The organism is Streptomyces sp. NRRL S-920, from assembly GCF_000717945.1.
GTDB classification, from domain to species: Bacteria; Actinomycetota; Actinomycetes; order Streptomycetales; family Streptomycetaceae; genus Streptomyces; species Streptomyces alboniger.
This window is the reverse complement of record NZ_JODF01000001.1, coordinates 229,173-242,668: the sequence shown is the minus strand read 5'-3', so window position 1 is coordinate 242,668 and position 13,496 is coordinate 229,173. Positions and strand designations below refer to the sequence as shown.

The 13,496-nt window shown below is 72.7% G+C and carries 9 protein-coding genes; 6 read left to right on the top strand and 3 right to left on the bottom strand.

The features are described 5' to 3' along the window. The first annotated feature begins 134 nt into the window (after positions 1–134). Positions 135–2,393 (top strand): terpene synthase family protein, encoded by a 2,259-nt coding sequence (locus IG54_RS0101055; RefSeq protein WP_030775924.1) that lies wholly within the window; start codon positions 135–137, stop codon positions 2,391–2,393. On the opposite strand, the gene IG54_RS0101050 is transcribed toward IG54_RS0101055, so the two are convergent. Then, positions 2,383–3,837 (bottom strand): MFS transporter, encoded by a 1,455-nt coding sequence (locus IG54_RS0101050; RefSeq protein ID WP_030775923.1) that lies wholly within the window; start codon positions 3,835–3,837, stop codon positions 2,383–2,385. The two genes, IG54_RS0101055 and IG54_RS0101050, sit on opposite strands and share 11 nt — an antisense overlap. Further along, a complete protein-coding gene (locus tag IG54_RS0101045; RefSeq protein WP_030775920.1) occupies positions 3,834–4,781 on the bottom strand; it encodes a nucleoside hydrolase in 948 nt (315 codons plus the stop codon). The genes IG54_RS0101050 and IG54_RS0101045 overlap by 4 nt, the downstream gene beginning before the upstream one ends. Positions 4,782–5,061: 280 nt before the next feature. On the opposite strand from IG54_RS0101045, the gene IG54_RS0101040 reads away from it, so the two are divergent. After that, entirely contained in the window at positions 5,062–6,162 is a 1,101-nt protein-coding gene (locus IG54_RS0101040) for a LacI family DNA-binding transcriptional regulator (protein ID WP_078593569.1), read from the top strand. Positions 6,163–6,650: 488 nt separating this feature from the next. Here IG54_RS0101040 and IG54_RS0101035 read toward each other — a convergent pair whose 3' ends face one another. Continuing rightward, entirely contained in the window at positions 6,651–7,985 is a 1,335-nt protein-coding gene (locus IG54_RS0101035; protein ID WP_030775915.1) for a M64 family metallopeptidase, read from the bottom strand. A 277-nt stretch (positions 7,986–8,262) separates the two neighbouring features. Here IG54_RS0101035 and IG54_RS0101030 point away from each other — a divergent pair, with 277 nt between their 5' ends. The 4 genes from IG54_RS0101030 (at position 8,263) to IG54_RS0101015 (ending at position 13,458) form a co-directional block, all read left to right on the top strand. Further along, positions 8,263–9,642, top strand: a complete 1,380-nt coding sequence (locus tag IG54_RS0101030; protein WP_030775912.1) for a helix-turn-helix domain-containing protein — start codon at positions 8,263–8,265, stop codon at positions 9,640–9,642. 144 nt (positions 9,643–9,786) lie between these two features. Beyond that, on the top strand, positions 9,787–10,725 hold the full coding sequence (locus IG54_RS0101025) for a type II CAAX prenyl endopeptidase Rce1 family protein (RefSeq protein WP_051819172.1): 939 nt from the start codon (positions 9,787–9,789) through the stop codon (positions 10,723–10,725). 96 nt (positions 10,726–10,821) lie between these two features. Then, positions 10,822–12,021, top strand: a complete 1,200-nt coding sequence (locus IG54_RS0101020) for an NAD(P)/FAD-dependent oxidoreductase (protein ID WP_030775906.1) — start codon at positions 10,822–10,824, stop codon at positions 12,019–12,021. Positions 12,022–12,069: 48 nt separating this feature from the next. Continuing rightward, entirely contained in the window at positions 12,070–13,458 is a 1,389-nt protein-coding gene (locus IG54_RS0101015; RefSeq protein WP_030775903.1) for a VOC family protein, read from the top strand. The last annotated feature ends 38 nt before the right edge of the window (positions 13,459–13,496 follow it).

Here is a 13,496-nt window from a genome sequence, read left to right as displayed (position 1 = left end):
CGGCACCAGCGACCTCACACGGGCGGCCGGGCCCCGACGCGACCCGGGCGCGGCCGCCCGTGTGACACCAGTCAACCCGCCGGGCCGGGGCAAGTACGGGCGCCAAGATGAGCAAGTAGCAGAGGAGAGCAGCAATGTCACAGTCGTTCGTCCTGCCGGACTTCTACGTGCCGTATCCGGCCCGGCTGAATCCGCACCTGGAGTCCGCCCGAACGCATTCGCGTGCGTGGGCGCGGCGGATGGGCATGCTGGAGGGGTCCGGGATCTGGGAGCAGAGCGATCTCGACGCGCACGACTACGCCTTGCTGTGCGCGTACACGCATCCGGACTGTGACGCCGAGGCGCTGGCTCTGGTGACCGACTGGTATGTGTGGGTGTTCTTCTTCGACGACCACTTCCTGGAGATGTTCAAGCGGACCCCGGACCGGGAGGGCGGAAAGGCCTATCTGGACCGGCTGCCCGCATTCATGCCGATGGACCTGGCGGAAGGCTTCCCGGAGCCGGTCAACCCGGTGGAGGCCGGTCTGGCGGACCTGTGGGCGCGGACCGTGCCGAGCATGTCGCGACAGTGGCGGGAGCGGTTCGCGCTCAGCACGAGGAACCTGCTCAATGAATCGATGTGGGAGCTGGTCCACATCAACGAGGGGCGGGTCGCCAACCCCGTGGAGTACATCGAGATGCGCCGCAAGGTGGGCGGTGCGCCCTGGTCGGCGGGGCTCGTCGAGTACGCGGCACAGGCCGAACTCCCGCCGTCCGTGGCCGCCTCCCGGCCGCTGCGCGTCCTGACGGACGCCTTCGCGGACGCCGTCCACCTGCGCAACGACCTCTTCTCCTACCAGCGTGAGGTGGAGGACGAGGGTGAACTCAGCAACGGCGTCCTGGTCCTGGAGACGTTCTTGGGGTGTACGACCCAGGAGGCGGCCGAGGCCGTCAACGACCTGCTGACCTCCCGCCTCCAGCAGTTCGAGAACACCGCCGTCACCGAGGTCCCGGCCCTGTGCCTGGAGGAGGCGCTGACGGCCGGGGAGTGCGCGCGGGTCACCGCTTACACGAAGGGGCTACAGGACTGGCAGTCGGGCGGCCATGAGTGGCACATGCGCTCCAGCCGCTACATGAACGAGGAGGCCGCGGCGCGCCGGTCGATGTTCGAAGGGGTCCTGGGCACCTCGGCACTGGACATCGAGGGGCTGTTCGGGCGCTCGGCCCGGGCCCGGCTCCGCGGCCATACGCAGGTGCTCAACCAGCATCGCGGCCCTTCCCTGCTGCCCGACTTCGCCATGCCCTTCCCGGTGCGCTCCAGTCCGCACCTCGAGCACGCGCGCCGGGCCTCCATCGACTGGGCCGGGCGGATGGGTCTGCTCGACAGCATCTGGGATCTGGAGATGGTCACCGGGTACGACCTCGCCCTGTGCTCGGCGGCCCTCGACCCCGACGGCACCCCCGAGCAGATCGAACTGAGCGCGGAGTGGCTGACCTGGGGCACCTACGGCGACGACTACTACCCCCTCGTCTTCGGCCGCACCCGCGACCTCGCCGGCGCCCGGCTGTGCACCGAGCGGCTGCTGGCCCGCATGGACTGCGCGGACCCCGCGGCCGGTGCGGCAGGGGCGGTCGGCCCGCTCGAACGCTCGCTGGCCGATCTCTGGGAGCGCACGGTCACGCCCATGCGCCCCGAGCAGCGTGCGGTCTACCGCGACGCGGTGTCCGACATGGTGCGGAGCTGGGTGTGGGAGCTGCACAACCAGGCCCAGCACCGCGTGCCCGACCCGGTCGACTACATCGAGATGCGCCGCAAGACGTTCGGCGCCGATCTGATCATGAGCCTGTCGCGGCTGGGCCATGCGGGGAAACTGCCGCCCGCCGTCCATGAGAGCGGCACCCTGCGCGCGGTCGAGAACGCCGTCTCCGACTACGCCTTCCTGGTCAACGACGTCGTCTCGTACCAGAAGGAGATGCAGTACGAGGGGGAGCTGCACAACATGCTCCTGGTGGTCCAGAACTTCTTCGCCTGCGACTACCCCACCGCCCTGCACATCGTCGACGACCTCATGCGGGCCCGCATGGACCAGTTCCAGCACGCGCTGCGCCATGAGCTGCCCGTACTCTGCGACGACCTGGACCTCACCGAGGGCGAACGCGGCGTCCTCGACGCCTACATGGAGGAACTCAAGGACTTCCTCGCCGCCGTCCTCCACTGGCACGTGAGCGTACGCCGCTACAAGGACGCCGACCTGCCCGCGGCCCTGCCCCGCCACACCATCCCGCGTACGCCGCTCACCCCGGGCGCACGCGTGTCCGTTCCCGTCTGGATGGTCCCGACCGGGCTCGGCACATCGGCGGCCGACGTCCTGCCGACGCAGGTCTCCGCCGACCGGCGTCCGGTCAGTCCGTAGCCTCCGCCTCCACCGGCTTGGGGATGAGGAAGGACGTCGCGAAGGCCGCCGCGATGAGCGCGACCCCGGCGATCATGCCTGCCGCGTACCCGGCGGGTGAGGTCTTGTCGGCCGGTTCGGCGGCGGTCTGCACGGCGTACAGGACGGCGAAGCTGAGGCCGGCGCCGAGGTTGAAGGCGCCCGCGTTCAGGCCGGGCAGGAAGCCCGGGTTCTCCTTCGGGGAGAGCACGATGCCGAGGCCGTTGAGGACGATGTTGCCGACGCCCGCGTAGGTGACGCCGATGAGGATCGACGCGGCCAGGAGCAGCGGGCGCGAGTCGGTGTGCAGGGTGAACAGCATCAGGGTCACCGTGACGATCGAGCCGATGAGGCCGAGGCGCAGGATGCGGCCGTATCCGTACGTGGCGGCCAGGCGCCCGGCGATCGGGCCCATGGCGAGGCCCGCGAGGGCGTACGGGGTCAGGGTCCACCAGGCGGACTGCTCGGCTCCCATGCCGAAACCGGCCTGGGCGTCCTGGGCGAAGGCGGGGATCATGCCGTTCATCACGGCGAAGACGCCCGTCATGGTGAGGACGGTGGTGAGCAGCAGCGCCCAGGTGGAGCGCTGGCGCAGATGACGGGTGGCGACCAGGGGGTGGCTGCTGCGGTCCTCGGTGCGCCAGAACAGGGCGAAGGCGATGCCCGCGACGACGAGGAGGCCGACGACGAGCGGCCAGTTCGCGGCGCCCAGCTTGCCCGCCTCGTTCAGGGCGATGAGGGCGGCGCCGACCGAGACGACGAGGAGAGTGACGCCGGGCCAGTCCATGCGGCTGTCGGTGCTGTGAGCGGCCTTCGACTCGGGGGTGAGCGTGGCGACCAGGAGCGCCGCGACGGCGGCCACACCGGCCATCAGCCAGAACACGGACTGGAAGCCGTGGTGGTCGGCGAGGTAGCCGCCCGCCAGGGAGTCGACGCCCGCGATGCCGCCGTTGACGGCGGTGATGACGCCGAGGAGGGTGCCGTACTTCTTCGGCTCGTGGACTTCGTTGCGCAGCATGATCAGGCAGAGCGGCACGGTGGGGCCTGAGACGCCCTGGATGACGCGGCCCGCGAAGAGCATGGGCACGCTCTCGGCGAGCGCGGCGACCACGCAGCCGACGACCATGAGCGCCAGCATTCCGGCGAGTACCTTGCGGCGTCCGACGAGGTCGCCGAGGCGCGGCAGGAAGAGGGAGAAGAGCGCGGCGGAGGTGAAGAAGGCGGTCTGGGTCAGGCCGACTTCGGCGGAGGTCGCCCCGAGGGAGTCCTCGATGTTCTTCAGGGCGGGGCTGAGCATGCTCGCGTTGAGCTGGAAGGCGAAGCAGGCCGCGAGGAGCGCGGTGACCAGGACGCCGATGCGGACCGGGCGGGAGCCGCGGGCGCCGCCGGGGGCGGCGGCGGGGGGTTCGGTGAAGGAGGCGTTCATGCGGGGACGTCACCGATCCGCTCGAGCGCGTCCACGATGAGGTCCCAGAAGCGCTGGTGGTCGAGGTCGACGGCGACCTGGGTGTGGCAGTCCGCGGGGGCGGGCGCGCGGAGGTCCGTCACGGTCATGCCGAGGGTGAGGGTGCCGGTCAGCTCGATGTCGACGGGGGCCTTGCGGACCGTCATGACGTCGGGGTCGATGACGTACGCGACCGCGCACGGGTCGTGCACCGGCGGCGCGGCGAAGCCCTGGGCCTCCAGGTACATGGCGCCGAAGAAGTCGAGCAGCTCGTTGACGAAGACGGCGGGCCCGGTGCCGACCTTCGCGATGCGCTCGACGACCTCGGGGGTGGCGAGTGCCTGGTGGGTCAGGTCGAGGCCGACCATGGTGACGGGCCAGCTCTCGTTGAAGACGATGTGCGCGGCCTCGGGGTCGATCTTGATGTTGAACTCGGCGACCGGGCTCCAGTTGCCCGTGTGGTAGCCGCCGCCCATCAGGACGACCTCGCGGACGCGCTCGACGATGCGGGGTTCCTTGCGGGCGGCCATGGCGATGTTGGTCAGACCGGCGGTGGGGACGAGGGTGATCTCGCCGGGCTCGTGCGCCATGACCGTGTCGATGATCAGGTCGACGGCGTGGCGGCCGTCCAGGGTCAGGACCGGCTCGGGCATGACGGGGCCGTCGATGCCGCTCTCGCCGTGGATCTCGGGTGCCGTTTCGATGGTGCGCACCAGGGGGCGGGAGCAGCCCGCGGCGAAGGGGACGCCGGTGATGTTCGCGATGCGGGCCACCGACAGGGCGTTGCGGGTGACCTTCTCCAGGGTCTGGTTGCCCACCACGGTGGTGACGGCGACCAGCTCCACATCCGGATTGCCGTGCGCCAGGAGCATGGCGATCGCGTCGTCATGTCCCGGGTCGCAGTCCAGGATGATCTTTCGGGGCATCGCGGAACCTCTTTGTTCGGCTGAGCCGTAGCCCCGGTGGGGAGACGGCTCGGGAAAACGTTCTCCAAAGACTTTGTGCACAGCGACAAATTATGTCAATGGCCGAAACCACACCCTGCCAAACGCGCCCGGAACGGACACGGTTCCGCAGGCACCGAGTGGGGGGGCAGAAGGGTGCCAACTGCCGGAATCCGGCGTAAACCGAAGGGCCTGGTTGTGACGAACGCCCGCTGATAACGTTTGCCGAAATCTGGCGGCTGGTCGAAGGGACGGGCACGGCGTGGCCGACGTGACGCTGAGAGACGTGGCCCGGATGTCCGGCTGCTCCGTCGCCACGGTCTCCCGGGTCCTGTCCGGTACGCGCGCCGTCGGCGCCGAGACCGCCCGCCGGGTCCGCGAGGCCGCCGACGCGCTGGGGTACCGGCCCAATCACGCGGCCCGGGCGCTGCGCGGCCGCCGCACGGGCACGGTGGGCCTCGTCCTGCCGCAGATCACGAACCCCTTCTATCCCGCGCTGGTACGGGAGTTGACGCACGCCCTGCACGCCGACGGGCGGGCGGTGCTGCTCGCCGACTGCGACGACGATCCCGCGGCCGAGGCGGAGTACGTGGCGGATCTGCTGAGCCGGCAGGTCGACGCGCTTCTGGTGATCCCGGCGGACGAGGACCGCAGCCGGGAGGCGGTGGCGGCCGCGGCCGCGAGGGTGCCGCTCGTTCTGATGGACCGCGGCTGCGGGCCCGGCGTCGCGGACTCCGTCGCCGTCGACAACACGGCGGGCATGGCTCTCGTCCTCGGCCATCTGGCCGCTACCGGCCGCCGCCGCGTCTGCTTCCTCGGGGCGGCGGGGACGGCCTCGGCGGCCGCCGAGCGGCGCGCCGCCTACGCGGCGGGGGCCATCGCGCTCGATCCCGGCGCTCCGGAGCGGGTGGCCCTCGGTGACTTCTCCGTGGAGTGGGGGCGGGCCGCCGTCGACGAGGTGTGGCCCGCCCGGCCCGACGCCCTGGTCTGCGCCAACGACCTCATCGCGATCGGGGCGCTCCAGCGACTCCAGCAGCTGGGGGTGGCGGTGCCCGGCGAGGTCGCCGTCACCGGTTTCGACGACATCCCGATGGCGGCGCTGTCCGCGCCGGGCGTCACGACGGTCCGCCAGCCGGTGGCCGAGCTGGCCGCGGAGGCGGCACGCCTGCTGGGCCTGCGCCTGTCCGGCGACGCCGCGGGCCCGCAGCGGTCGGTCCGACTCGCCCCGACCCTCGTCGTACGCGAGTCGAGCGCGCGATCGGACACGCCGGCCCCGCCGCCTATCCCGGTCCCGGTCCCGATCGCGGCCCCGGCCCTGGTCGCGGTCCCGGGCGGGCGGAGCGAGTCGGCTCCCGTCACGTAGACCTCCCAGTCCCGCGGGGCGGGCCGGTCCTGCGGAGCGAGCCGCTCTCACGGGCCGAGCCGGGCCCGCGGGCCGGGCCGCTCCCACAGGCCGGGCCGGTCCCACGGGGCGAGTGATTCGGCTCCCGTCACGTGGACCTCCCGACTCTGCGGGGCGGGCCAGGCCTGCGGGGCAAGCCGCTCTCACGGGCCGAGCCGGGCCCGCGGGCCGGGCCGGTCCCACGGGGCGAGTCGCTCCCACAGGCCGAACCAGCCCCCACAGGCGGAACCAGCCCCACAGGGCGAGCGAGTCCCTCCCGTCATGTAGGCCTCCCGGCTCCGCGGGGCGGGCCGGTCCCACGGGGCGAGCCGGTCCCACAGGCCGAACCAGCCCCACAGGCCAGCCCGACCCACAGGCCAGCCCGACCCACAGGCCAGCCCGACCCACAGCCCGGCCCGGCCCACAGGCCGGCCCACGGCCCGAGCCTCTCCCGCGCGGCGCGGACCGGATCAGCGTGTGACCCGCCACGTGAGCGAAGCCGTCAGCAAGCGGCGCAGTTTCGGGTCGCGGACCGCTGGGGTGCGGTCCGTGGCGCGGGCCGTCAGTTCGTGTGTACGGCCGTCGGCGGGGACGCCCAGCGCGCGTGGGCTCACCGTGCTGTCGCCCCTGGCCTGCCGGGCCTCGCGGCCGTCGACGTACCAGCGCAGCCGGATGCCGTCCGCCACCCGCACGGTGACCTTCGCATCGCGCCGCACCTCCTTGTCCGTGGGCGTCACGGGGGTGAGGACGGACGCGTGCCGGTGGAAGCCGGCGATCATCGCCTCGCGGCCGGGCAGGTTGAACTCGCGGCCGAGCGTACGCATGATCGAGTTCTGGGTGGGCCGGTAGAGACCGCGCGGGTAGTAGCCGCCGCCCTCGTACGCGCCGACGGTCCCACCGTCCGGCGAGGTACGGCCGATCCACCGGTACCACTTCTTCTTCTGGGCCGTGAGCTGGGCGGCCGTGCGCTTGCTGGTGTTCGTCTCCCAGGGCTCGGCGCCGGTGTAGGTGCCGTACTCGTCGTACCAGTACTCGTCGGCGAGCTTGCCCAGCGAGTGGCCCGTTTCGTGGACGAGGACCTGGTCGGACTGGGCGTTGTCCGAGGAGGCGGTGGCGATGCCGTCGTAGCCGGACGGCGAGGTGATGTCGTTGTAGCCCGCGCCGCCGTACTTGGTGGAGTTGGCGAGGACGATGACGAGGTCGGGGTCCGCGGCCTTCTTCGCGTACGACTCGACCTTGTTGGTGTCGACGCACAGCAGCCGCTCGATGCCGTCGCAGTAGAACGCCGAGCCGAGGGCGGTGTCCTTGACCGTGCCGCTCGTCGGGTCACCGGAGACGCCGGACTGCCGGGACACCGCGTCGACGGCCCAGACGTTGAAGAGGCTCTTGTACGAGGTGTAGGGCTCGACGGCGGAGACCTTCGCCCACTTGGCGCGCACGTCGGCGTGGAAGTCCTCCTGCTGGGAGGCGGTGTAGCCGTCCCCGATGAAGACGACGTCGAGCTTGGAGCCGGTCGGCCCGGCCTGCACGATGGGGACGACGTCCCCGTCGCCCTGGATCGCCGCGCGCTCCTTGGTGGAGAGCGGTTCGGCGGCGGGGACCTCGGCCTGCCGGGGGTGGGCGCCGGGGCCGGTGAAGTACTCGACGCTCTGGGTCCGCCGGTCCGCCGGGTCCGGGCCCGCGGCCGTGGCGGTGCCCGCCGGGGCGGTCACGGCGAGCCCCGCGGTGAGGGCGACCCCGGTGGCGAGGGCGGCTCCCAGCGAGGTGCGTCTGGCACGGCCGGGTATTCGGTGTGTGGGGGGCATGGGTGTCCTTCCGAAGTCCGCGATATAAATGGCGGGTTAAGTGCGGTTAAGGCGCGGCTCAACGTAGAGGCTCGTGGGATTCCAGGCAATGGGTGTGCGTCAAGTTGCTGGTGGGGCGGGCCCGTTCATACGGTTCCGAGAGCCCCGCAGCACCGACCGCCCCGAGTCTCCGGGGCACCGGAGCGCCAACGCCCGGGTGCGACGCAGGGAGAGGCCAGTGGTGGCACAGAACGGTTCCGACGACGTACGACCCGGCAACGCGCGCAAGACCGCCTCCGTGCGGCCCGACGACCCGGCCGAGATCGGACGGCGCGTCCAGCGCCTGCGCGGTGAACTGGGCCTGACGCAGCGGCAGTTGGCCGAGCCCGCCTACACCCCCGCGTACATCTCCACACTGGAGTCGGGGAGGGTCCGGCCCTCCGAGGCCGCGCTGCGGCACCTCGCCGACCGGCTCGGCGTCAGCTACGAGGAACTGGCCACCGGCCGCCCCGCCGCACTCGCCACCGGGTTGCGCCTGCGGCTCACCGACGCCCGACGTGCCCTGGCCACCGGCGCCCCCGAGGACGCGGCCGCGCTCTTTCGCGCACTCCACGAGGAATCCGTCACACACGCGCTCACCGAGGAGCAGGCGGCCGCGCTGCTCGGCCTCGGCGACTGTCTGCTGGAGTCGGGCGAACTCACCGGCGCCCGCGACTGTTTCGCCGCCGCCGAGCGACTGCTCGCCGACGAGCCGCTGCCCCGCCGGGTTCCGGCCATCCGGGGCCGCGCCACCGCCCATCTGCTCACCGGCGAGCTGCGGTACGCCTGTTACCTCCTGGAGAGCACCCTCGACGAACTCGGCGCCACCGGGCTGCACGACCCGGACGCGCTGCTGCTTCTCTACACGGCGTCCATCGCGCCCTACATGGACATGGGCGCGCACGCCAGGGCCGCGCACGCCGCCGAACTGGCGCTCGCTCTCGCCCCGCGCGTGAGCGACCCCGCGCTGGTCGCGGGCATGCACCGCGGAGTGGCCCGCACCCTCATCGCCGAAGGCCGCATCGCCGAGGCGGACGCCTCACTCGCCAAGGCCCAGGAGCTGTACCGGCAGCTGCACATCCGTACCGAATTGGCGCACTGCCATTGGATGCGCGGCTACGTCCACGCCCAGGACGGCGATCTGGAGCACGCCGAGAGCGAGCTGCGCACGGCCCGCTCCATCCTCGCCTCCAAGCGGGCCGCGCTCTTCACCGAGCAGGTCGAGGTGGAACTGGCGGACGTCCTGCGGCGGCGCGGCAGGACCGCCGAGGCCGAAGCGCTGCTGCGGCCCTTGCTGACCCCGGCCGACGACAGGGACGACGCGGGCCACGGCACGGAGGCGCTCGGGGCCGGGCGGGGCGCGGTGCACGCGGGCGGCGCGCACCGGCTGCTCGGACTCATCGCCGAGGAGCGGGGCGACACGGAGGGCGCCGAGGAGCACTATTGCGCCGCGCTCTCACTGCTCGAACGGTCAAGCGCGGCAGGGGACTTGGCGGACCTCTGCCGGCTGCTGGGCGATCTGCTGCGGCGCACCGGACGGGTGGAGGCCGCCATGGACGCGTACCGCACGGGGCTCGGACACCGGGCCGCGCCCGGTACGACCACCCTGGGTCCGGCGCCCGCCACTCCCCCGATGTGACCGCGTCTCCCCCGCCGGGCCGCCCCTGACCTGCATCGAAGGATGTACCCGCATTTCATCCGCGGCTACGACTCCCGTGCTCGCGCGGGCGCCGACGATGGGGGAAACACCCCGTCGCGACGGGCGCCCAGCGAGGAGAGACACATGGCAGGCCTGCACCCCGACTCACCCACCCCTTCCCGCGCGGGAACGCTGGGGCGCGCTCTGGGCGGCGGCCTCGTCATGGGCTCGGCGCTGGGCGTGGGCACCGAGCTGGGGCCGGTGATCGCCGACGCCCTCGGAGCGGGCGGGTTCGTGGCCCGGCTCATTCCGGCCGTGCTGGTCAGCGCGGTGGCCGTACCACTGGTGGTGTTCGCGCTGCACCGCCGGAAGGGCTCACTCAAGGACCTGGGGTTCGGCGGCGCGGGAGAGAACCTTCGGGCGCTGCTCATCGGGGCGGGCGTCATCGTGGGATCCGCCGGGCTCGTACTGGGCGCGGGGACGGCCGCCGGGCTGCTGCGCTGGTCGTCCCCCGACCCGGGGACGCTGGCCGGGTTCGTGGTGGCGAACGGCGTGGTCGCGCTGCTGCTGGAGGCGCTGCCCGAGGAGACGACGCTGCGCGGTTACGTGTGGACGTCGCTGCGCGAGCGCCTCGGCGGTGTGGGCGCGGCGCTCGGCACGACCGCCGTGTTCCTGGTCGCGCCCGGCTTCTCCACGGTGGTGGGGGCCACGACCGCGCGCCTTCTCGGCCGCGAGGCCGGGCCCGTCGGACTCGCGCCCGGCGGGCAGGATCCGGTCGGCTATCTGATCCTCCTGACCGTGTTCGGCCTGATGCTCGTCACCGCCCGCACGGCCGTCGGGCGCGCCCCGCTGTGCGTCTCCATCGGCGCCCATCTGGCCTTCCTGACCGTCAACCGCGTGGTGTACGAGGGCGGCAAGCGCGGCGCGGGCTGGCACGCCGAGTTGTCGTCGCCGGACGTGGAACTCCTCGTACTCGTCTACCTGTTGGTGGCCATGGCCGCGTTCACGGCCTGGCGGCGGATCGGGCGCCGGAGTGCGGGCGGGCCCGGCCGGGTGCTCGTCCGGTCCGCCGAGGGGTCGTAATCGGTCACCCGCGCCCGCGGCTCATGGACGCCGGTCATCACGGAGGCGCACCATGTCGGGCACCCGGCCCACCGCCCGGGAAGGAGCCGCCCCTTGATGTCCTCGGTGTCCACAGCGTCGTTCGTCCCGTCCGCCTCCTCGTCGGGGCTCCCGTCCACCGCCGAGGTCGTCATCGTCGGCGGCGGCGTGATGGGAGCAGGCATCGCCTTCCACCTCGCCGAGGCGGGCGTACGCGACATCGTCGTCATCGAGCGCGGCACGCTCGGCGGTGGCAGCTCGGGCAAGCCGATCGGCGGTGTGCGGGCGCAGTTCTCCGATCCGCTCAACATCGAACTCGGGCACCGCAGCCTGCGCGCCTTCCAGGACTTCCCGCGCCGCCCCGGCGCCGACATCGGACTGGCCACCGTGGGCTATCTGTTCCTGCTGTCCGACCCCGGGCAGGCGGCGGAGTTCGAGACCGGCGTACGCACCCAGAACGAACTCGGCGTCCCCAGCCGCATGATCGGCCCGGCCGAGGCCCGGTCGCTCTGCCCCTACGTCAGCGCCGAAGGGCTGACGGCCGCCGCCTACTCCCCCGCCGACGGGCACGCGCGGCCCGCCCTCGTCGTCCAGGGCTATGCCCGCGCCGCGGCCCTCGCCGGGGTGGTGTTCACGACGCGCACCACGGTCGTCGGCATGGAGACCACGGGGGACCGCGTGACGGCCGTGCGCACCGACCGCGGCCCGGTCTCCTGCGCGACGGTCGTGTGCGCCGCGGGCGCCTGGTCGGCGCGGGTCGGCGCCATGGCGGGCGTGGAGCTGCCGGTGCGGCCGGTGAAGCGGCAACTGGCCTTCACCGTCCCGCTCGCGCCCGCCGCGCCGCGCATCCCCTTCACCATCGACTTCGCGTCATCGGCGTACTTCCACAACAGCGACGACGGGCTGCTCCTCGGCCTCGCCGACCCCCGCCAGGCGGAGGGCTTCGACACCACGTGGACTCCGGAGTGGCTCGACCTCTTCCGGGCGGCCCTGCGGCGGCGTGCGCCCGCCGTCGCCGGCATGGAGACGGCCGGGGGCTGGGCGGGCCTCTACGAGGTCACGCCCGACCACAACGCGCTCATCGGCCGCTCCGCCGCCGTCCCCAACTTCCTGTACGCCACCGGGTTCTCCGGGCACGGCTTCCTCCAGGCTCCCGCCGTGGGCGAGATCGTCCGCGATCTGTACCTGGGGCGCCGGCCACACGTCGACATCGCCCCGCTCAGCGCGGACCGCTTCCACACCGGGCACGCGAGCCGCCCCGAGGCCCATGTGGTCTGAATCCGCGCCGGGACGGGCGCGGCCCCCCGCCGAAAGGACGACGTGCCGATGATCGGGCAGTGGCGGCTGCGTGCCGCGTTCGCCGCGCGGCTCTCCCGGATGTACGGGCGTGAAGTCCCCGCCTACGCACAGCTCGTGGACGTATCGCGCGAGGTCAACGACGACGTCCTGCGCGCACGGGGCGCCGACGCCGAGCGCCTGGGGTCCATCGGTCGCGTCACGGCCGAACGGCACGGCGCCATCCGCGTCGGCACCCCCGGCGAGCTGCGGCAGGTCGCCCGCGTCTTCGGCGCCCTCGGCATGCGCCCCGTCGGCTTCTACGACCTGCGCGACACCGCCGCCAACGCGCTGCCCGTCGTATCGACCGCGTTCCGGCCCGTCGCGAAGGACGAGCTGGACCGCAACCCCTTCCGGGTCTTCACCTCCATGCTCACCGTCTGCGACCCCCGCTTCTTCGACGCGGACCTGCGCTCGCGGCTGACCGCGTTCCTCGACGGTCGTGAGCTGTTCGGGCCGGAACTGCTCGGCCTCGCCGACCGCGCCGAGGCCGAGCGCGAGCTGCCCGGGGCGGACGCTGAGCGCTTCCTCGAACTCGCCGTCCAGGCCTTCGAGTTGTCGGCGGAGCCCATCGACAGGGACTGGTACGCAGCCCTGGAGCGGGTCTCCGCCGTCGCCGCGGACATCGGCGGCGTACGCAGCACCCACATCAACCACCTCACGCCGCGCGTTCTGGACATCGACGAGCTGTACCGGCGCATGACCGCGCGCGGCATCGAGATGATCGACACCATCCAGGGGCCGCCCTGCTGGGAGGGGCCCGACGTCCTGCTGCGTCAGACGTCCTTCCGGGCGCTCGCCGAGCCGCGTGCCCTGCGCGCCGCGGACGGCACCGTGACCCGCGGCGCGCTGCGGGTGCGCTTCGGCGAGGTCGAGGCCCGCGGTATCGCGCTGACCCGCGAGGGCCGCGCCCTGTACGACCGGCTGCTCGATCTCGTCGACGAACGGGCCGCGCACCGGCCGGCCGCGGAGCGGCAAGAGGTCGCCCGCGCCGTGTGGTCCGAGCATCTTCCCTCCACCGAGCGGGAGTTGGCCGAACGGGGGCTCGGCTTCTTCACCTACCACCCGGTCCCCGGCCGCCCCCGGGAGGGCCGCCCCTCCACGGACCTCGGCGCGCTCCTGCGGGAGGGCTGGGTGCGGGCCGAGCCGATCGTGTACGAGGACTTCCTCCCCCGCTCCGCCGCCGGGATCTTCCAGTCGAACCTCAGCTCCACGGGCTCCAGGGACGGTGATCGGGAAGGCAGCGCGTACGACGCCGAGCGCCTCTCCGGTGCCATGGAGCGCGAGGTGCTCGACCCCTTCACGCTGTACGAGCGTCAGCGGGACGCCTCTCTCGTGCGCGTCGCCCGCGAGCTGGACCTCGACGCCGTGCCCCGATGACCCCCAGGCCTCCCGAACCAGCCACCCCCCTCACTCCC